General features: G+C 60.3%; 16 protein-coding genes and 2 pseudogenes. 9 read left to right on the top strand and 9 right to left on the bottom strand.

Going from position 1 to position 19,138, the window contains the following annotated elements; all coding sequences use genetic code 11:
- The 6 genes and pseudogenes from EU800_RS23090 to EU800_RS23130 form a co-directional block, all read right to left on the bottom strand.
- A partial coding sequence (locus tag EU800_RS23090; protein ID WP_242500753.1) for a M48 family metallopeptidase occupies positions 1 to 822 on the bottom strand: 822 nt, incomplete at its 3' end.
- Entirely contained in the window at positions 819 to 2,429 is a 1,611-nt protein-coding gene (locus EU800_RS27305; protein WP_207209979.1) for a type I restriction enzyme endonuclease domain-containing protein, read from the bottom strand. The genes EU800_RS23090 and EU800_RS27305, both read right to left, overlap by 4 nt.
- Before the next feature lie 9 nt (positions 2,430 to 2,438).
- On the bottom strand, positions 2,439 to 2,657 hold the full coding sequence (locus tag EU800_RS29160; RefSeq protein WP_129635865.1) for a helix-turn-helix domain-containing protein: 219 nt from the start codon (positions 2,655 to 2,657) through the stop codon (positions 2,439 to 2,441).
- A pseudogene (locus EU800_RS23115) lies at positions 2,658 to 3,974 on the bottom strand (IS3 family transposase).
- 726 nt (positions 3,975 to 4,700) lie between these two features.
- Positions 4,701 to 5,753, bottom strand: coding sequence for a glycosyltransferase family 2 protein (locus EU800_RS23125; RefSeq protein WP_129635866.1), 1,053 nt, complete (start codon positions 5,751 to 5,753; stop codon positions 4,701 to 4,703).
- Positions 5,750 to 6,460 carry a bifunctional 2-polyprenyl-6-hydroxyphenol methylase/3-demethylubiquinol 3-O-methyltransferase UbiG gene (locus EU800_RS23130; protein WP_129635867.1) on the bottom strand — a complete coding sequence of 237 codons (711 nt, stop codon included), beginning with the start codon at positions 6,458 to 6,460 and terminating at the stop codon, positions 5,750 to 5,752. Before EU800_RS23130 ends, EU800_RS23125 begins: the two co-directional genes overlap by 4 nt.
- Positions 6,461 to 6,518: 58 nt before the next feature.
- On the opposite strand from EU800_RS23130, the gene EU800_RS23135 reads away from it, so the two are divergent.
- The 3 genes from EU800_RS23135 (at position 6,519) to EU800_RS23145 (ending at position 10,164) form a co-directional block, all read left to right on the top strand.
- Positions 6,519 to 8,150: a hypothetical protein gene (locus EU800_RS23135; RefSeq protein WP_129635868.1), complete on the top strand. Its 1,632-nt coding sequence runs from the start codon at positions 6,519 to 6,521 to the stop codon at positions 8,148 to 8,150.
- A 63-nt stretch (positions 8,151 to 8,213) separates the two neighbouring features.
- On the top strand, positions 8,214 to 8,603 hold the full coding sequence (locus EU800_RS23140) for a GtrA family protein (protein ID WP_129635869.1): 390 nt from the start codon (positions 8,214 to 8,216) through the stop codon (positions 8,601 to 8,603).
- 955 nt (positions 8,604 to 9,558) lie between these two features.
- Positions 9,559 to 10,164, top strand: a complete 606-nt coding sequence (locus EU800_RS23145; RefSeq protein ID WP_129635870.1) for a CoA transferase — start codon at positions 9,559 to 9,561, stop codon at positions 10,162 to 10,164.
- A 52-nt stretch (positions 10,165 to 10,216) separates the two neighbouring features.
- Here the strand turns inward: EU800_RS23145 and EU800_RS27700 are convergent.
- Positions 10,217 to 10,348 (bottom strand): annotated as a pseudogene (locus EU800_RS27700) (IS110 family transposase); the annotation flags it as partial.
- Positions 10,349 to 10,481: 133 nt separating this feature from the next.
- On the opposite strand from EU800_RS27700, the gene EU800_RS23155 reads away from it, so the two are divergent.
- Positions 10,482 to 11,189, top strand: coding sequence for an IS6 family transposase (locus EU800_RS23155; protein ID WP_129635872.1), 708 nt, complete (start codon positions 10,482 to 10,484; stop codon positions 11,187 to 11,189).
- Positions 11,190 to 11,543: 354 nt separating this feature from the next.
- On the opposite strand, the gene EU800_RS29165 is transcribed toward EU800_RS23155, so the two are convergent.
- A complete protein-coding gene (locus EU800_RS29165) occupies positions 11,544 to 11,828 on the bottom strand; it encodes a heparan-alpha-glucosaminide N-acetyltransferase domain-containing protein (protein WP_129635879.1) in 285 nt (94 codons plus the stop codon).
- 41 nt (positions 11,829 to 11,869) lie between these two features.
- Here EU800_RS29165 and EU800_RS29170 point away from each other — a divergent pair, with 41 nt between their 5' ends.
- The 4 genes from EU800_RS29170 (at position 11,870) to EU800_RS23180 (ending at position 15,543) form a co-directional block, all read left to right on the top strand.
- Complete coding sequence (locus tag EU800_RS29170) at positions 11,870 to 12,472, top strand: intradiol ring-cleavage dioxygenase (RefSeq protein WP_165354814.1); 603 nt, start codon at positions 11,870 to 11,872, stop codon at positions 12,470 to 12,472.
- Positions 12,473 to 12,579: 107 nt separating this feature from the next.
- Positions 12,580 to 13,254: an ankyrin repeat domain-containing protein gene (locus tag EU800_RS23170; protein ID WP_129635874.1), complete on the top strand. Its 675-nt coding sequence runs from the start codon at positions 12,580 to 12,582 to the stop codon at positions 13,252 to 13,254.
- A 156-nt stretch (positions 13,255 to 13,410) separates the two neighbouring features.
- Entirely contained in the window at positions 13,411 to 14,241 is an 831-nt protein-coding gene (locus EU800_RS23175) for an MBL fold metallo-hydrolase (protein ID WP_129635875.1), read from the top strand.
- A 306-nt stretch (positions 14,242 to 14,547) separates the two neighbouring features.
- Positions 14,548 to 15,543: a serine hydrolase gene (locus EU800_RS23180; protein WP_129635876.1), complete on the top strand. Its 996-nt coding sequence runs from the start codon at positions 14,548 to 14,550 to the stop codon at positions 15,541 to 15,543.
- A 59-nt stretch (positions 15,544 to 15,602) separates the two neighbouring features.
- Here EU800_RS23180 and EU800_RS23185 read toward each other — a convergent pair whose 3' ends face one another.
- Positions 15,603 to 17,090: a S10 family peptidase gene (locus EU800_RS23185; protein WP_129635877.1), complete on the bottom strand. Its 1,488-nt coding sequence runs from the start codon at positions 17,088 to 17,090 to the stop codon at positions 15,603 to 15,605.
- 480 nt (positions 17,091 to 17,570) lie between these two features.
- Between EU800_RS23185 and EU800_RS23190 the strand changes: the two genes are divergently transcribed.
- Positions 17,571 to 18,470 (top strand): M15 family metallopeptidase, encoded by a 900-nt coding sequence (locus tag EU800_RS23190; protein WP_165354815.1) that lies wholly within the window; start codon positions 17,571 to 17,573, stop codon positions 18,468 to 18,470.
- The last annotated feature ends 668 nt before the right edge of the window (positions 18,471 to 19,138 follow it).

Below are 19,138 nucleotides of genomic sequence, written 5' to 3' on the forward strand. Positions count from 1 at the left end.
CCCGGACCGTTTTCTGACCCGCCTCATTCCGACATCAGGTTTCGTGCCAAGCTGGTCTCCATCGCAGATACCAGCTTGAATCACGCCTACTGCCGAGTGTGAATCCCTTTTGTCAACACGACCTAGCTTCTGCTTCCGACGCTCCCAATCGGGCATCACCTTGTCGAGGAATTCGAAGAACGCCGCACCGTGATGCGGCTCCGCCACATGGCAGAATTCGTGGGTGATCACGTAGTCGATGGCATCGACCGGCGCCTGCACGAGGCGGCGGTTCAGTAGCAGACGTCCGGCCGGTGACATGGACCCCCATCGCTGCCGGGTCTGACGTACGATGAGACCCTTCGGCCTGAATGCCTCGGGATCCGGGAACAGACCGAGACAGAGTTCGATCCGTTCCGGAAACTTGATGTGAGCTCGATCGCGGTACCATGCCTCGACCAGTTCGCGTGTCACCTCCGGCCTGGTCGGCCGGTGAGTCTGCACGACGATGAAGCCGCGGATCAGCTTCACGCTTTCCTGGACATGCGGGACGACCTTCAGCCGGTACTGGCGTCCTAGGTAAAGATGCGTTTCTCCGGCGACGAACCTGCGCTCCGGCGTCCGCGGCAGGAATTGGGCAAAGTACCGTTGCTGCCTCGTCACCCATGCCGCGCGCTTCCGCAGCTTGGCTTCGATGGCGTCTAGTGTCGCGTCTTCCGGGGCCGCGATCACCACCGACGCATCCGGCTCGACGGCGATCTCCAGTGTCTTCCTCGGGCGGCGGACGATTTCGTATCGGATCTCCTGCTCACCGTACTGCAGGCAATGCAATTCCCGCGTCATGCTGCGAACCGGGCCCGGGCGAGGTCCATGATCTTCAGTTCGAGCTCGTCGAGCACCTCCACGGGCAGTTCGACGCCCTTTTCGTCGCGCAGGACGTCGAAGAAGTAGTCATCGATGGCGTTCCGCAGATTGTTCTGGGCCACCTCGTTCGACCAGATGTCCACGATCAGGTGGGACTTGATGATGTCGATGATCTGTTGAGCGATCGCTGCGGCATCGTCGCCGGCTACCAGCTCATCGCCTTCGGTCTTCAGCTGACCGTCCAGGATCCCGAAGAACGCCTGCGCATCCTCATCGCCCCGAATGCTTTCCGGAACATCGCGGCCGCGATCCTTGCGCGCGACCTTGCTCGCGAGGTCCACGACGCTGTTCAGGTATTCGCGCTCGGACAGCCGCTTCTCGCGGTAGGCGCGGATGGTCTCTTCGAGCAGCTCGGAGAACTGTTTGTAGAACGTCGGGTCCTCATCCATCTTCTCGGTGATCGCCCGCCGGGTCGCGCTGGCGATGCGATCGGCCCTCGAGGCCTCGGACACCCCCGTCTCTTCGACGACGGCCTTCAGCGCGTCGGGATCGTTGATGTTGACCACCTCGATGATGGTTTCCGCCGGCATTGCCACGACGTGGTCATCAAGGAGCTTCTGGATCTTCGGCTCGAACTCGCGGACATCGACCGTCTCCTGGTAGCGGAGCTGGACCGAGCGCTTGAGTTCGGAGAACTGTTTCCAGTCGCGTTTCAGGGCATCGACCTTGGCCTCCTCGAAGACAACGCAATGGACGCGCCCATCGGCACTGTATGCGTCGGCCTTGCCGTGGGTACCCTTGGCGCGCGGCTTGTATACGGCGATGGACAGGCCGCCTTGGTCCTTGACGCGGCTGAAGCAAGAAATGTCCGTCGAACCGTCTCCGATGAAGACCATGTTCTCAAACGGCACGGGCCGTTCTTTCTTGGGTACGAACTTGTTAACGGCGGCGTTGTTGCTCAGGTCATGGGCGCCCTTGTTGATACGGAACAGGTACTGGGTCTTGGTCGTGTAGTTGACGGCCAAGGCTGGCCAGACAGCGACACCGTTGGCATCGAACATGAACTTCGATGCGTAGACATACGAGAATTTGGGCGCGATGGATGTGCCAGCAAAGATTTCTGCATTGCCGGATGACACCAGAACATGTTCGAGGCGCATGTGGGAGGCGTACTCTGCCTCGAACAGCCTTTGCCGCAGCGAGGAGGTGCGACGCACCTTCGCCGCGCGGTGGGCGGTGAGCTTTTCGAGCGCCTCGTCCCAGGTCCGCAGAATTTCGGCGATCTTGCGCTGTTCGGGAAGTGGGGGGAGCGCCAGGCGCATTCCTTTGATGTCGCCTGCTCCTAACGCCGGCAGCGCTTGTGACTGCACAGATCGATGGACGAGCCTCTTGATATGCTCATCAAATGCGAACTTGAAAAACGAGTGGTCTACCCTCTTTCTATTGGGCTTGATGCGAAAAAGGTTTGGTGAAATCTGCCATCCCGTGTTCTCGGCTCGAGCTTCAGCCCAAGTTCCAATTGAGCCCCGTACAGATACTACAAGTCCGTGATCCCGTTTTCCCGAGACCTGAGAAAACCGCCCCAAAAGAGGACATTAGAGGACATCGGCCAGCCCCCGTTTCCCGCGGGCGACGGCGAGGGCCCTCAGGTCAGATCTCGCAATCCGCCAGTGCCCTCCCGGCTTGGTGGCGGGCAACTTGCCATCTTCGATCCATCGCCGAACCGTCTTCGTATTGATGCGGAATATGGCGGCAACTTCCTTCACCGTGAGGTATTTTGTAGCGCCCCCGGTTTCTGAGACACCCGTTTGCATCTACGCGGCCACGGGTTGGCTGTCCATCTGGTCACGTCTGAACTGGGCTGGCGAGCGGTGGCCGTGTCGTTCGATCAGCCATTGCTCGTTGTAGGTCTTCCGGAATGCGATCAGCGCCTCGCGGAGGTCTTCGACGGTGTCGAAGGTCCTCACCCACAGCAGGTTCTCCTTGAGGGTCCGGATAAAGCGTTCGGCGCAGCCGTTGCCCTCAGGTGCCCGGATGAAGGCCGGCGAGGACGAGATGCCCAGCCACCGGATCTCGCTCTGGAAGTCGTGGGACGTGTACTGGGAGCCGTGATCGTGGCGCAGGCTCAGCCCGACGGCGACGTCCTTGCCGACCGCACCGAAGCGGGCCGTCACGCCCTGGCGTACCGGCTCCAGCGCCTCGTGGCGCGTCCCACGCAGCGAGGCATGGATGCCGACGCACTCGGCCGAACAGTGATCGACGGCGACAAAGACCGCCACCTGGCCGTGCACCGTCGTTACCGCGGCCGTCATGTCGGTACCCCACATCGTATCGACCGTCTCAGAGATGATCGTGCCATCGTGAGCCCGCGGCCCGCGCGGTGTCGCCCGGCCCGTGTCCGCCGAGAGGCCGTTCTCCCGCATCAGGCGGCGCACGCGCTCCTTCGATGTCCGCACGCCCGTGTGACGCAGGCGAGCCCAGACCTTGCGATAGCCCTCGCCGTGAAAGGGGCTGTCGGTCAGAACGGTGCGGATTTCGTCCACCAGGGCGGCATCCGGCATCGGACCCTGTGGTCCTGGCCGGCGGCGCGGGGTCTCAGGCAGGTTGGCAGCCCGCCGTCGGCGATAGATACCAGCGCGGGTGATGCCCCAGACCCGGCAGACCCGGGCGACGCCATAGCACCGCCGTCCGGAGATCGAGAGCACGGCGCTCATCGCCTCGACCTCCGCCGGCCCAAAGGGCGACCGCCCTCCAGCCGCGCGACCTTTTCATAAAGCAGCTCGTTCTTGCTAAAATCGGTCCCCCGGACCGATTTCATGACGCGCGAACTCCATGGTGACCGCCCCGAGCTTCGCCTGCAGCTGCGCGATCCGGTCGTCCCGATCATCCCTCGGGCGGGACTTCAGGCTCGCAGACCCCGACTCCAGAAAGGCATCCCGCCAGCCGCTGAGTTCCGCCACGGTGACCCGAAGTTCCCGCGCCAGGGTTTCCAGCGGCTCGCCGCGAAGAACCCGCAGAACCGACTCCTGCTTCCGCCTTGCCGTCATGCGCCGTTCCCGAGCCGGCGCCCCGGTCGCTCCGACATCGGACCTCTCCGCGCCCGCGGCGCCTTCGTGCTTCTCCTGCGTCATCATCCACCTCCGTTTGGCTCTCAATAAGCCGTCAAAGGTGTCTCAGAGAACTCCGGGGCGGGGGAATTTGGCGTTCGGGGAGAATGGCAGGTCAGTCATCGTTGACCTCCCCATCGCGAGGCGTGGCGAAGTCCGACCGAGCCGCTTCGCGCGCCATCACGCGGACGAGCGCCAGCAAGGCGTCATTGATCGGGAGAGATAGTGCGTTGCACCCTGGTTCAATGGGAGCACATGTCATCGTGCGGATCCTTCTGATAGAACCGCTCGTGACGATGAACTTGAGGACCCGGTCCGGGCCGCGCCCGAAAGACCGGTGTCTCACCGCTCACGCGGTGACGTTCATCGCCAGCGAGTGCTCCTGAAGGTGCTCCCTGCGGGCTGACCTGTTTGGCCGTTGTGATTGAAACTCAGATCCCGAGAGGTGCTGCCGGGCCGTCGGCCAACGCTTGCACCGAGATCAGAGACGAGGACATAGACGCCCTTCGTGACCCGTCTATAGCAGTCGAATTCCTTAAACTTCACTAATTCAACGAGCGACGTAACCCACCGCCAGGTCCCTCAAGGTCGCAGCGACTGCCTATCCCCTCATCGAAACCGCCCGCATGAACGCGGTGGATCCCGAGGCCTGGCTTACCTAGTTTCTAACCTACATCGCCGGTCACAGGATCAACCGCCTCGACGAACTCGCCCCCTGAAATTGGCAGCCTAGGTAAAAGTCAACGGCAGTCATGCCGGACCGATACCCAGCAAGCCACTTTGCTGGCGGTCGACCGATCCTTCCGCTGCCGTAAGTTCGATCACTTCTTCGACCACGTAGATCGGTCGTCTCTTAGATTCCACAGTCAGTCGGCCGACATATTCTCCCAGGATCCCCAGCGCGATCAGATTGCATGCTCCAAAGAACAGCACCACCACCATCAACGAGGCATAGCCCGGCACGTCGATGCCGTAGACAAGCGTGCGGATGGTCAGAAGGAACCCCATAATGAGCGCCAAAACGGCGACGATGGAGCCGAAATAGGTCCACGCTCGAAGCGGCAGAGTGCTCGCGCCAGTGATCCCGTCGAGCGCAAAGTTCCACAGCTTCCAGAGATTCCACTTCGTCTCGCCCGCAGCACGTTCGGGGCGCTCGTATTCAAGTGTCACTTGTCGGAAGCCAACCCAGGCAAACATGCCTTTCATGAAGCGCACTCTTTCCGGCATCGCGTTCAGCACGTCGACGACTTGCCGGTCGAGCAGGCGGAAATCTCCGACGTTGGGCTCCACATGAAACTCGGACAGGAGGTTGATGGCCCCGTAGAACGCCCGGCTGGAGGATCGCTTGAGCGCACTGTCGTTGTGGCGCGAGGCGCGCTTGGCATTCACCACCTTGGCGCCGTCCAGCCAAGCCTCGACCATTTGCGGGATCAACTCTGGCGGATCCTGCAGATCAACATCCATCGGGATCACCGCATCGCCCGTGGCATGGTCGAGCCCTGCGGCTAACGCGTTGTCCTTGCGAAAATTGCGCGACAGTTTGACGATCCGGATGTCGAGCACGTCGGAGGCCCGTTCGATGATCTCTGCCACCGTCCGGTCGGCGCTGCCGTCATCGACGAACACGACCTCGACACGTTCGATCTTATCACGAAGCTCTCGGACGAGTGGCTTCATCTTGTCTAAGAACATTGGTACGGCCTGTTCCTCGTTGAACACGGGGACGACCAAAGACAGCTTGCGGCCCACGGGCAGCGTTGAGAAGGGCCTCTGTTTGGGCAGGATATCGGGAGCCGAGATCATGCGACGGGTTTTATGAACTGCGCTACTACGCTCAGACCGGCCAGACGATTCCACCGAGTGAGCTGCGCCTCAATCCCGCAAATCGCGGTCAGAATCGTGTTGATCGGCGCCGGCATTGGGCGCATGTCGGAACTGTCCGCATCACTCTTTCGCTTGAGGAGGCGTACCGCGACGGCGATGGGAAAGATCGAGCCGAAGTAGTAGTGCAGTAGCCGTGGTTCCGCGCCGACGGCCCGGATCGTCTTCGCCAACCGCGCGCGGGTATAGCGGCGGCGGTGGTCGAGATAATCGTCATGGGCGCTCCATAAGAATTCGAAGGCCGGAACCGTGATCACGAACACTGTCCCCGGCGCTGCTTTGTCCCAGTACTCCTTTAGAAGCGCCACGTCGTCGTCCACATGTTCGAGAACATCCATCAGCAAGAAGAGATCAGCATCAGTACGTTCGACAGCGCGCACATAGGACACTCTGCGACCGCCGTTGAGATCCTCCTCACGCTCTGCCTCGTAGCCCGGATCAACGCACGTCGCTTGTTCCCCGTGTCCGTTGTCGAGAAACCAGCGGCTGAACCAGCCTAGCCCGGCGCCGACATCGAGGATTTCGCGGGGGGAGCGCGGTAGATGTCGCGCAACCATGCGTGCCTTAGAGACATAGTACCAATGGCTATCGGCACTGTCGCCGAGGGCGTCACGCTCCTTCAGATCCACTGAAAATTCCCTTTTTTTTATGACGCCGGTTTCCCACTGCACCCTCCCTTGGTATGGAATGCCTGACAACAACCAATTTCATAGTTTTGATATGACTATAGCAAACAGAACTTCCATTGTTCTTCTACCGACCCTGAGCGGGCTTGTCATCCTGATATCTTGCCTAGGTAGCTTTGTTGGCCTCGATGCGTCCAGCCTCTGGACGGATGAACTTTTCTCGGCCTATTTCGCCGATCCGACCCTGCCAACCTTCGGCGAGGCTCTCACGCGGGCGGCAGAGGACGTAAACCCGCCGGGCTACTACCTGTTGTTGTGGGCAATTCTGCGTGGCACCGGGCTGGACATCGAGACGGGCAGCCGGGGATTCTCGGCAGTGTTGGGGGGGCTCGCCATCCTTGCGGTCGTCGTGGCGCCCACCAAGGGGGTCGGGACGGCCCCGCGCCTTCTGGCAGGTGCCTTCGCCGCGACTTCGACGGTCTGGTTTATCTACACGCAAGAGGCGCGGGCCTATGCGTTCGTTCTTTTGCTTGTGGCAGGCATGCTGGCCAGTGCCCTGCGCTGTATCGACGACCTGCTAGTTGGTCGCACGCCCGTCCTTCCGCTCGCTGCGCTGGCTCTCCTCTCGCTCGTGGCGGGCCTCAGTCACTACTACTCGATCCTGCTGGCCGGTGGGCTTTTCACAATTCTGCTACTCTTTTGCCGCTCATTTCGGGCGCTAGCGGGTGTTGTGATCGCCGGCTTTTCTGTTCTTTTTTTGTTCCTGGCCTTTTTGATCTGGCATCAAGCCCAGGTGATCATAGACATCCACAACACTTGGTTTTCGGCGAGTTTCGAGTCCCTGAAACACACCACTCTCTATGGACTAAGACGACTGATCGGCACGCGGCGCTCGCAACTCATGATTCTGGTGCTCGCGGGGCTCGCGGTCTGGTCGCTATTGGCGAGGGGGAGAAGGCAAAGCTGGGCAACGTTTGTCCGCGCGCATGTCGCGGCGGCACTGTTGCTATTGATCGGCAGTTTCCTGTTAGCTTATCTCTACGCTCTCGGGGTCACGCTCGTCTTCACGCCGATGCTGAGTGAGCGGCTTTTCACCGTGCTGGCGCCGGTGGTCTGGGTCGCGCTAGCTTATGGTGCACATGTCGTTCTGACTCTGATGAATGGCCCTCTTCGCGCCCCGGCGGCGGCGATGTCACTCTCACTCACAGTGGTGCTTTCCGGAACCATGGTGCTAAACCGTGCGAAAGACAGTAAGGAACCCTGGCGCCACTCGGCCAATGCAGTCGCGTCGTTCGAGGGATGCACAGGAGCCACTCTGCCTGTGGTCTGGTGGGAGCAACCCTATTTCCGAGAAGACGATCCCGAGCGGTTCTACGGCTTCTACCTGCCCCCCAATCCCGACCGGAAGTGGTTGCCCATTAACCGCGACGACCTCCTGACCGATCTCGTGCGGCCGGAGGTGCAAGCGCTGGTGCAGGACACGGCAATGGGACGCCGGACCTGCCAGCTGCTTTTGTGGTCGGTCCACATGAGAATCAGAGATCCCGAGGCCATAACGGAAGCTCTTGCCGCCACTCTGGCCGGAAAGGCGCGAGCCAACGATATCTCGGTCACCATCGTAAATCCCAAAGACGGGAGATCGCCAGCCTATCTCTTCGTCCTTCAGCCGCTTTCCGCTGCAGATCTCCGTTGAGCACTGCCACCAGAACAGGGTGACCAACTGCCCCAACCTAGCAAGAGCCTGAGGAAGTTCAGTATGCGTGCCCTATTTTCCCAGTTCCTCCGTTATTCTTGGGTCGGCCTGCTCAACACTGCGTTGGGGCTGTTCGTGATCTGGGGCCTGATGCTGGCAGGCCTCGGTCCCTATGCTGCGAATGTCGCAGGTTATGCTGCGGGACTAGTGCTGTCTTTCTTCCTTAACCGCACCTGGACCTTCAGAGCGCAGGAGGCGGGCTGGCCCGTTGCTCGGTTCCTCTGCGCCTTCGCCATAGCCTACGGCGCCAATCTCACCATCCTAACACTAGGCCTAGAAATCCTGCCGGGTGCGGCCTATGCCCTGCAACCTGTAGCGATCGGAATCTATTCGGTCGTATTTTTCTTGTTGTGCCGGTTCTTCGTGTTTTCCGTTCGGAACACCGAGACTTGACCACATAGGTCCAATAACCTCAGAACGGAACGCAAAAAATTCCAGCAGCCTACGTTTGGGGCTCGTTCTCGTCCTTCAAACAGTCTATGGGCGGTAGCGACTCATTCTCAGTTGAGAGCGTAAACGCGATGAAGGCGGCACGCCAGCCTTGTTCGACAACGCTGGTTGCGAGCCCCCGCAACCAAAAATCAAAAACAATTTCAAAGACTTGAAGTCGGCTTCGGCCGATCAAGTTTTTGATGTCGTGTTTTACATCAACGCCATATCAACGTTTGGGGAGTCCTCTGGGCGACTTGGCGCATCAGTCAAGAAGGGCGGCGAGCGGCCTTTCGACGACGTCCCAATGCCTTTGTGCCAAGGTTTCCCCGAGCAAGCTCAGGCCGCGGGCGGCCAGAGTCTTCACAGCTTTCTACTGCGATGCTACGGCGCGCACTTGGTCGAGCCCCGTCACGAATGCATCGACGAGCGTTGAGGGAAGGTTGTAAACCTTCAAGGCGGCTCTGGGGTACTCGGCAAGGAGAGGCCAGCGGTCAGCCAGTCTCGGTAATCCATTCTTACGGCCGACACATTCCCCAAATTGGCGTTAGCGATGGCCAACAGCATGTAGCTGATGCTGCTGCCGTCAGCGGCGGAATAAGTGGCGGCCGAAAGCATATCGTCCCAGCTCTCGCTCATCATGTGAGCTATCGCCAAAAACATGAAATACCTCGGGGCTGGTGATATCGAGCGTTCGACCGCAAACTCGAGCTTCGGCCTCGCCTCTGAAAACCGACCTTGATAACCGAGCATGACACCGAGATTGCCGACAGTTTCCGGAACATTCGGGTTTGTCTCGACGGCGCACTCCGCATAGAGCCGTTGACAGCTTGGCCGATCGACACACCGCTACGTTGCAACATGTTCCAACGTGCACATCAGAGGCCCGACATGCCAAGTATCCTCCAAGAGGGGGCACATGGCAGGCACAAATCTTCAGACCTTGATCTCACGGTTTCCTGGCCTCGAGCTCAGCATCACGAGGCTGTATCGCGACGATCCGGAATTCCGATCCATCTGTGAAGAGATTGAAATGGCCGATACCGCGCGCGCTCGGTGGCAGGACATGCCGGATCGCGCTGACGAGTATCAGAGGATTTTCGACCGGCTGCAGGATGAGTTCCTCGACCACCTTTCACGGAAGACGCGCGTAGCGTTTGTGCAATCAATCAAACAAGGAATAAGCGACGATGGCGGGAACCCGGTCTCCGGCGGCCGTTTCAGGACCAAGGATGGCCGTTACGTCATCATCATGGAGATCAATCCGAACAATATCGGCAATCTCCGCGACGCCTTTGGCGCAGACCACCTGAAGGGGGATGAGCGTTTCGCGACGCCGCAGGCACGGCTGCAGAACGCAAAGGCGCGCTGTTTGAAGAGATGCAGAGCATCGTCGGGACTCATGACCTCGCTGACGTCAAGGAGCGCCTGCAGAAATTCGGGTGAATTTCAGCGTTGCGCAAACGACCGAGGAAAACACCCGGGACGAGCACATGATCGTAAACGGCTGCTTCCCGGAGGTTGAGGGCGCAGATGGTATCCGCACCGTCGATAGCCCGATGCAGATCCACGCCGAGGATCTTGTCGAGGAAATCGAGCACCGCGCCCCGCCGAAGCTTCTTCTGCAAGACGACAGCGCCACAGGCATCCACCCCGTGAAGCTGAAAGACAGACTTGGCCAAGTCGATCCCGAGTGTTGTAATTTCCATGTGGTCGGTTCCTTCCTTAGCTGGTTCCAAACAGCACCAGCTTGGCACATCGCGATGCCGTTCGGGTGGAGCCGTCCACACCATCAGAAGAACGTGGCTTTCGATGGGGCAGGGGGCTAAGTAGCGTCCGCGGATGACGAAACGCAAACCGTTCAAATACTTCAAGACCAGCCCTGAGATCATCCGCCTGGCGGTGATGCTCTACGTGCGCTTCCCTTTGTCGCTCAGGAATGTCGAGGATCTGCTGCACGAGCGCGGCATCGACATCAGCCATGAATCCGTTCGGTTCTGGTGGAACAGGTTCGGACCGATGTTCGCCTCCGAGATCCGCATGAAACGCGCCGAGCGGCTGCGTTCCGGGCCGCAATGGTATTGGCATCTCGACGAAATGTTCGTGAAGATCAACGGTGAACGGCACTACTTGTGGCGGGCCGTCGACCAAGAGGGCGAGGTCCTCGAAAGCTATGTGACGAAGACACGGGACAAGAGGGCCGCATTGAAATTCTTGAAGAAAACAATGAAAGGCTATGGTCGGCCGCACGTCTTCGTCACCGACAAGCTGCGGTCCTACAGTGCTGCGCTACGGGAGGTCGGCGCGGTGGACCGGCAGGAAACTGGGCGCTGGCTCAACAATCGGGCGGAGAACTCGCACCTGCCATTCCGACGACGAGAACGGGCAATGCAGCGCTTCCGGCGGATGCGAAGTCTGCAGATGTTTGCCGCCGTCCACGCCTCGGTCTTCAACCATTTCAACTCGGAGCGCAGATTCTCCCCCAGAGCCAACTTCAAGAAGAACCGCGTCGCCGCCCTCGACGAGTGGCGTCAACTTGGTGCGGCATAAGGGACAGCGGTCCTGCCCTTGCGTAGACTGGTTCGAATCTGTCTGACACCACCTTCCAGACCTTCAAACGGTCGGTCCAAACAAACGCGACCGGCCCGTTGCTGCCTGTCGCTATCGACTTTCCAGGCGTCCGCTTTAGTGATCCTGCAAATGACAGCAAAGCCGATAGGATATCCTTTTCGGCCCGGTGAGGCTTCACGCTCGATCGATCAACGTTGGAGACGGTGTTCGAATTCAGGACACAACCAAGGGTATCAACCAGACCATCGCGACCTGAACGGGTTGATGAACCACATAGAATGTCAGGCTGTGTTGCCCCGGCCAGGCCAATCTGGCCGCTTGCATAAAATCCGGTCAGCTGGATTCAAGCTTCGCGGGAGGCAAAGCCTTCACGACTGCCATTCCCGCGAGATAGGGGGCGAGCCATGGAACGATGGGAATGAAACCGACAGATGGTGGGACGTTCCTGGTCAGGCCGGTACATACCCACCACGGCGAAAGATCGAGAGAAGTCGCTGCCGTTGGAGACCGAAGGCATTTCCGAATGGTTCGCCCTTTGCAGCTCAAGCAGGCATGTTTTTTTGCGGCGTGGTTCACAATCCCGCGTTCTACGCCTGTGTGATGACTCGGTTGCGACATTGGATGCTACGGTCAAACGATCAGTGAATAGTGAGGCGAGAATGAACGGGAACTTCCCAAATCGTGGAAGACGCAGGCTTTTACTCGGAGCTCCGGCGCTGCTGCTGGGGGCGACTGTCTCTGGTCCAGTGAGCGCGCTGTCTTCGACGCCCCCGCAGAGCGAGGGGCCGTTCTATCCGCGCAGTATCCCGTCTGATAGCGATGCCGATCTTACCGTATTCAACGGCGAGAGGGCGCCTGGCGAGGTCATCGAGATGGTTGGCCGACTCTTCGACGCCAAGGGGCAGGTTCTTTCGGGCGGAAACATAGAAATCTGGCACTGCGACGTTAATGGAGTTTATGCCCATGTGGGCCAATCGACGCCGCCTGGGTTTCAGGGTTACGGCGCGGTGAGGACTGACGGTTCGGGAAATTATCGCTTCCGTACAACCCGCCCCGGGATCTATCCGGGGCGCACACGCCACATACACGTGAAGGTACGCAGCGCGGATGGAGCGGATCTGACAACGCAAATGTACTTTCCCGGTGAGCCGGGCAACGAGCGAGATGGCCTCCTGCGCCGCGCAAGGGATCCCGGAGCCCTGATCGCCCGAAAGGAAGCGGGATCGCCACCTCGCTACGTATTCGATATCGTTTTGGCGTAGCGACTGTCGGGTGCAATGCGTCTGGCGTGGCAACTTCGATGCATGCCGCGTCGCGCAGAGATTGAAACAGCCGCATCGCCGAAGCTTGCAAGAAGGAATCGTCTGCCATGCGTCGTTTCATAATGATCGTTTGCATGATCGGCTTTGGTACAGCGGCGATGGCGCAAACGGCTCCAAACGATCACGAGATCGCTGCGTACGCGGGGCTATTCAGCGCCGCCCATGTTGGTGATGTCGCAGCAATTCGGAAGCAGGTTTCTGACGGTGCAAACGTCAATGCCCGTGATACGAAGGGCCGTACCCCTGCCCATGTTGCAGCCTTTGCATCGCAGGACGAAGCGTTGCGCGCGCTGGCCGAATCCGGGGCTGACATGAACGCGCTGGAAGGCCGTGCCTATGACGTGGTCACGATCGCGGCGGTCGCCGACGATCCCGAACTCCTGTCACTCGCGATCGAACTGGGCAACGATCCGGGCCTCGTCACCAGCCCGTATGACGGCACGGCGCTCATCGCAGCGGCGCATCTGGGCCATGTTGACGTGGTCCGGCGGCTGATCGCCGCCGGTGCTCCGCTCGATCACGTCAACAACCTGCACTGGACGGCGGTCATGGAGGCCGTCGTCCTGGGTGACGGAGGTGCGAACCACCAGGAGGTCCTCGATGCACTCCTCGCGACCGGGGCCGACCGCACGCTTGCGGACAGAGATGGTGTGACACCGCTTCAGCATGCCGAAATTCGCGGGTTCGCGGAAATGGCAGCCCGGCTGCGGCGACAGGATTGAGGTCGGAGACGTGGAGCTGTCGACATGACCGGCAGCGGGATTGACGACAGGCTGACCTCGAACCGGCCCCGGCGATGGGCGCACAGCCACGTGATATGACGCAATGTCATCTGCGGGGTAGACTGGTTCGCATACGCGTGGATCAGGGAGGTTGTCATGCGCCAATCCGTCTTTTCGTTTGCTGTTGCAGCATTTGTTGCAGGAGGTGCCTTTGCCCAGTCGGGAGACGTTACCCGTAACCTGACCGAGGTCACCGGCGATGTCTGGCGGTTCGACAACAATTTCCACGTCTCGATGGTGGTCGTGACCGACGAGGGCGCGGTGGTCACCGACCCGATAAACGCCGAGGCGGCGACCTGGCTGGAAAACGAAATTCGTGACCGCTTCGGCAAGGAGGTCACTTTCATGCTGCCCAGTCACAGCCATGGAGACCATGGCTCGGGCGGCGAGGTCCTCGGCGATACCGCCACGATCATTGCACATGAGAACTATCAGAAGGCGGTTGGCCAGGACTTCGGGCCGACGACGCCAGCGGACGTCCTTTTCTCGGACAAGCTGTCGCTGGAACACGGTGGCAAGACGTTCGAGTTGACCTACGTCGGCGCTGGCCATGGAGACGACATGGTAGTGACGGTGGTGCGCCCCGAGAACGTGGCCTTCGTCGTGGACATCGTCTCGCCCAAGCGGCTGCCTTACCGGGATTCGACATCCGCGATCGACGGGATCATCGGGCAGGTGCAGGCCGTTTCGGAGCTGGACTTCGACATCCTTGTGCCCGGGCATTCGGTCAACGGTACCATGCAGGATGTGACCGAAACATTGGCCTACCTGGAAGAGCTCAAATCGAAGGTCATGGCCGAGCTCGATGCCGGCAAGAGCCTGGAGGAGATCGTCACGACGGTGTCCATGCCGGCCTACGAGGGCTGGGCAAACTATGCCGAATGGCTGCCGCTCAACATCGAAGGTGCCGTGAAGGGCCTGCAATAGGCGCCGCGCGGTCAAGTGCACCCTTCGCGTTGTTACGGGATCGGTGCACTTCCGGCTATCCGTCACACTCGATAGAACGGCTGTTCCGCTTCAACCCGGCTCGCGCGCGTGCGGATGCTGCCTTTCCAACCGAGCGGCGTTCTACGCGAAGGATGACGATGGCAGACGCGACTTATGCCCAGGACGGCGGATGAATGCTCAGCGTCGATAAGAGTTATGAGATCCTTTCACCAAACGGGTGGTTGATCCGGATGCCCACCGGACAAACCTGAGTACCGGCAGATCGGAACCAGCGGATTCGTCAAAATGCAGCCCCATTCCAGACGGCAAATTCTCGCATACGGCGCCTCGACATTCGGAGCGGCGCTCTTTGGCGGGAGCGCTTCGGCTCAGGATCGGTTCGCGCCAATTGCCGCCGACGCAGCGCAACTGGACCAGTTGCACGCATTGGTCGTGCACCAGGATGGCGAGCGGCTCTTTGCCGAAAGTTTCCGCGGCCCGGCCCTCGACCGGCCTGCGAATGTCAAATCGGTCTCCAAGACCATCGTTGCCCTGCTGACCGGCATCGCGATCGACAGGGGCGTGCTCGACGGGTCCGACCAGCGTGTCCTGCCCCTTCTCGGCCGCGCCCCCACCGGAGACGCTCGGGACGACCTGACCATTGGGCATCTGCTGACGATGCGGACTGGCCTCGGCAGCACATCGGGCGGGAACTACGGGGCCTGGGTCGCCAGCGACGATTGGGTCGACTTTGCGCTGTCGCAGCCACTGCAAGGCGCTCCGGGCGGGCGTTTCATCTATTCGACCGGCGGTTGGCACGTTCTGGGGGCCGCGCTTGCCCGGGCGTCCGGCGAGAGCCTGCATCGGATGGCGCAGGTCTGGCTTGGCGATCCACTGAACATCGTCATCCCGCCCTGGGTCGCCGATCCGCAGGGGCGCTATCTCGGAGGTAATGACATGGCGATCAGTCCTCTCGCCCTGGCGCGGATCGGGGACATGGTGCTGGGCGGCGGCGAGATCGACGGACAGAGAGTGGTCAGTCAGGCGTGGCTCGAGGCTTCCTGGCAGCCACGGACGCGTTCGCCCTTCTCGGGCGACCAATATGGTTATGGCTGGTTCCTTACCCGCTTTGGCGGGCGGGACGCGGCCTATGCCCGCGGCTATGGCGGGCAGATGCTGGTCGTGGTGCCGGATCGTCGCTTGTCGATCGCGATCACTTCCGATCCGCAACGCCCGGCCCGCAGCGGTGGCTATTTCGGCGATCTCCGCAAGCTGACCGAGCAGATCGTGCTCGCTACCTGATCCACTACCTGCGGGGTTGGAAGACAGGCCTCCGCCATTCTGCCGCGCCAAGGAGCCAGTCACGATCCGAAGTCGCGGAAGAACCGCTCGGCATCAGCCGCAGCGGCGCGGCGCGAAGCGGGGTCAATGTAGAACATATGGCCGCCCCGGTAATTACGCAGGATGACCCTTTCTCCGGTCAGGTCACGCGGCAACTGGTCGATCAGATATTCGCTGACACGATACGGGGTGACGGCATCGCTGTAGCCGTGAAGGATCAGCATCCTGAAGCCCGGACTGACCGTCAGCATGTCTACCAGATCACTCGAGGAAGAAGCCCGCGAGCGCGCACCGTCCCAATCCCATCTACGGCTCACGGAATCGTTCAGAAGCTCATAGGTCATGTTGCCGTCGAACCCGAGTGTGCGGCGTGCATAGCTGGCAAAGGCGGCGCCGTAGGCCCGCGTGTATCCGTCGAGGACGGGATCGGCCGCCCACGGATACCCGGAGGCGGGATAAGGGTTGGGAAAGGCGTGGGCCGCGTCATACCGGCTGACGGCGTCGCCATCTTCTGCCGACCGCGAGGCGTAGAGCGCACCGACATAGCCCCTTGCGCGTGCGACATCCGCCGCCGGGATTCCGGTCAGGTCCGAGACACGCTCGTGGAAGGAATTGGCGACCGCGCCGGGCGGCGCCGGATCGACCAGCGCGACAAGATAGTCCTTCATTGCGAAGGCCTCTGCCTCCGCCAGAGCCGTCTCGCTGAAGGTGCCCTGTCTCTCCATTTCCGCAGCCGCCAGCGAGGGCAGTTGCAGCGCCGCGCTCAGTGGGTCGTGGGACGACGATGACAGGTAGCGCCCTTCCAGGAAGGGGGAAACCATGACGATCCCGGACAACACGATCCCGTGGCGCTCTCGAAGCTCGGTGGCCACCTTCGCGGCCCGAAAGCCGCCATAGCTCTCGCCAAGCAGGAATTTGGGCGCCGACAGCAAGCCGTTCTGCTGTACGAAGATCGAGATCGCCCGCGCCAGGCTCCCGGCGTCCTGCTCCACGCCGTAGAATTCGCGCGTCGCCTCGTCGGATACCGCCCGGCTCCAACCGGTGCCAACGGGGTCGATGAAGACGAGGTCGGTAAAGGCAAGCCAGCTGTCGGGGTTCTCGCGCAGATCCGGCGTGGCCCCGTATCCGCCCTCCTTGCCAAGCTCGGCGATCTGCGGTCCGGCCAGACCCATATGAAGGTAGGCCGATGCAGCGCCCGGTCCGCCATTGAAGGCGAAAGTGATCGGACGAGCGCCGGTCGCGTCCTCGGCACGATAGGCGGTGTAATACATCTTGGCGCTCAGTTCGCCCTCACTATCGAACAGGTCGATCGTTCCGGCGGTTGCCGTGTAGGCGAGCGGGCCAGTCGCGGAGTCCCAGACATGTTGCGTCGTCGAATCCGGCGGCAGGAGATCGAAGATCGTTCGCTCACCCGCAGCCCGCTCGTCCGGGCTTCGTTGGGCGATGGCAATCCCGCAGGACAATAGCAGGATCAGAAAAGTGAGATGGAGGTATCGACTGAAAATCATGGCCTTCTCTAATTGGGATTTCCGCTCGAGCTTACAATCAAAGCTCCGCACCCTCGTTCAACAATGATTGAACCCGAATGTGACAGGCAGGCCTGACTGCCAGTGCGCAGGGGACACCTGGCATTCGCGAGGGCGACCTATGGCAGCTGCAAAGGCTGGTCACCGGCGAAATCGGCATGCTCTGTTGAGAAGGCAGTTCCGGAGTCTTCCCGGCGCGAAACCTGGCGGCCTTGATGCGAAATGTCTTCGACTCGACCGTTCGCCGCTATGTTCCAATTCCTGGTCCATCGAATGCAGGCCACATGTTTCCACGGATGCGATCTCGCCACCGGAGCTTTCCGAAGGTTTTTGAGGTGACTGGTCGGGCAAGTGCCGAAAACCATGAAATGGTCGTTGCCCTGGCAGGATGCATGGGCCGAGTTCTTTTGTCGGTGTCTTCTGCCCAGATACCGTGGCAAGCTTGCAAAGAATTGTGCCGGGATGGCAATTTCCGCCATGACATTTCCGAGCACAGAGCAATTGGAGGACGGCGTCATGGCTGGTGGCACGACGAAACTTGGTCATCTGGTGGCCGTTCTGGCGACTGCCCTTGTCCTTTCCGTATCTCCGGTTGCTGCCTGTTCGCCGGTGGATTTCACCTCCATGGCGATCGTGGAGCGGACTCGGGCACCAGTACTCGACGCCCTCCTCATGGCTTATCGGGACATCGAGATTTCGGCGGACGGGACGAAACTGTCCCTTGATGGAAGGCATTGGATCGACGTGGGTGAGATTCGGAGCGTGACACCGAACGAAGTGTTGCGCTCCGCAACCGTCAGCGAGCAATTCCTCTACCACTATCCCCTGAACTTCGATCTCTCTCGGCGCAAGGAGCCCTTCTTCGATCCGGGTCGACCGCGAAACGACGCTTTTTTCAAGGCGCTCTATTTCGACAGCGAGGACCGGACGCGCGAGACACTCGTGAAAGTTCCGGCGCCGGGGTTATCCGAGGCGACCTTCTGGGTAACGCGGAAATGGGGTGTCGATTGCCAGCTTCGGATGGCCTTGCAGGTTCTGGCGGAGTCGGATGAAGATTTCTCGAGATTCTTCAAGTCACCGGGTGGCGCATTCAACTGGCGCCGGATCAGTGGCACCTCCCGGCTGAGCCCGCACAGCTTCGGGATCGCCGTCGATATCAACGCCGAGCTCGGACAGTATTGGAAATGGACGGGCGCAAACGAAGGCGACGTCGGCGCGTATGACAACAAGGTGCCAGAGGCGTTGGTCTCGACGATGGAGCGTTTTGGCTTCATTTGGGGCGGCAAGTGGCATCATTTCGACGGAATGCACTTCGAATATCGGCCCGAGTTGATCCTCTATAGCAGGATGGTTCTGCAGTGAGGTAGGTCGGAACGCAAAGCAATTGCGGGCAGGTGCGCTTATTACTGTATCCACTGGGAATCGTCTGTGTCGCCGACACGATAAGTTCCGGAAGGCGCTTGAGATCGCCAGACTTGGCAAGTTTATATCAAACGGAACTGACCTCGATGTAATTTCCGGAACATGATCAGTTGACGAACCTCTGTAGTAGTCGCGTTTTTCGAAATATGGCGGAATCCTGGCATTGATTTCATCGACAAGCGGGTTGCCGCGGCTGCATCATATCGCTTTCATTGGTCTGAGATGCGCGGAAGATCGGCGAAAATCTGGATGTCCGGTCCTGCTGCATTCCGCAAGTGCAATGCTGCGCGCGCAAAAATAGCGGCACTCCGCCCTTCGTGCGGGTTTCTGCATCCGCGAGTAAGGGTGATCCTGGGTCGGAAGAGAATGACGTGAACGGCCGAGGCTGTGTGAAAACTCAAGGCGGACACCTGAAACGCACGAAGATACCCCCTGCCGTCGTTCTCTCGGCGAATTGAGTGGCCTCCAACGCGTTTTGCCGTGACCTGAGACCCGTCTCTTCCTCCGGTTTGAAGTAGAGTCCGTCCCAAACGAGGAGACGAACGGAATGAAGAGATCACGGTTCAGCGAAGAACAGATCATCGCGATCCTGAAGAGCCAGGAGAGCG

The organism is Tropicimonas sp. IMCC6043, assembly GCF_004146235.1.
Classification (GTDB): domain Bacteria; phylum Pseudomonadota; class Alphaproteobacteria; order Rhodobacterales; family Rhodobacteraceae; genus Tropicimonas.

Excerpts from the sequence above, each read along its gene's own strand:
- EU800_RS23180 (WP_129635876.1), top strand. The coding sequence starts at position 14,548 with ATGCAGCCCCATTCCAGACGGCAAATTCTCGCATACGGCGCCTCGACA.
- EU800_RS23135 (WP_129635868.1), top strand. The coding sequence starts at position 6,519 with ATGCCTGACAACAACCAATTTCATAGTTTTGATATGACTATAGCAAAC.
- EU800_RS23145 (WP_129635870.1), top strand. The coding sequence starts at position 9,559 with ATGGCAGGCACAAATCTTCAGACCTTGATCTCACGGTTTCCTGGCCTC.
- EU800_RS23125 (WP_129635866.1), bottom strand. The coding sequence starts at position 5,753 with ATGATCTCGGCTCCCGATATCCTGCCCAAACAGAGGCCCTTCTCAACG.
- EU800_RS29160 (WP_129635865.1), bottom strand. The coding sequence starts at position 2,657 with ATGCAAACGGGTGTCTCAGAAACCGGGGGCGCTACAAAATACCTCACG.
- EU800_RS23140 (WP_129635869.1), top strand. The coding sequence starts at position 8,214 with ATGCGTGCCCTATTTTCCCAGTTCCTCCGTTATTCTTGGGTCGGCCTG.
- EU800_RS23175 (WP_129635875.1), top strand. The coding sequence starts at position 13,411 with ATGCGCCAATCCGTCTTTTCGTTTGCTGTTGCAGCATTTGTTGCAGGA.
- EU800_RS23170 (WP_129635874.1), top strand. The coding sequence starts at position 12,580 with ATGCGTCGTTTCATAATGATCGTTTGCATGATCGGCTTTGGTACAGCG.
- EU800_RS29165 (WP_129635879.1), bottom strand. The coding sequence starts at position 11,828 with ATGTCGCAACCGAGTCATCACACAGGCGTAGAACGCGGGATTGTGAAC.
- EU800_RS29170 (WP_165354814.1), top strand. The coding sequence starts at position 11,870 with ATGAACGGGAACTTCCCAAATCGTGGAAGACGCAGGCTTTTACTCGGA.
- EU800_RS23155 (WP_129635872.1), top strand. The coding sequence starts at position 10,482 with ATGACGAAACGCAAACCGTTCAAATACTTCAAGACCAGCCCTGAGATC.
- EU800_RS23185 (WP_129635877.1), bottom strand. The coding sequence starts at position 17,090 with ATGATTTTCAGTCGATACCTCCATCTCACTTTTCTGATCCTGCTATTG.
- EU800_RS23190 (WP_165354815.1), top strand. The coding sequence starts at position 17,571 with ATGGCAATTTCCGCCATGACATTTCCGAGCACAGAGCAATTGGAGGAC.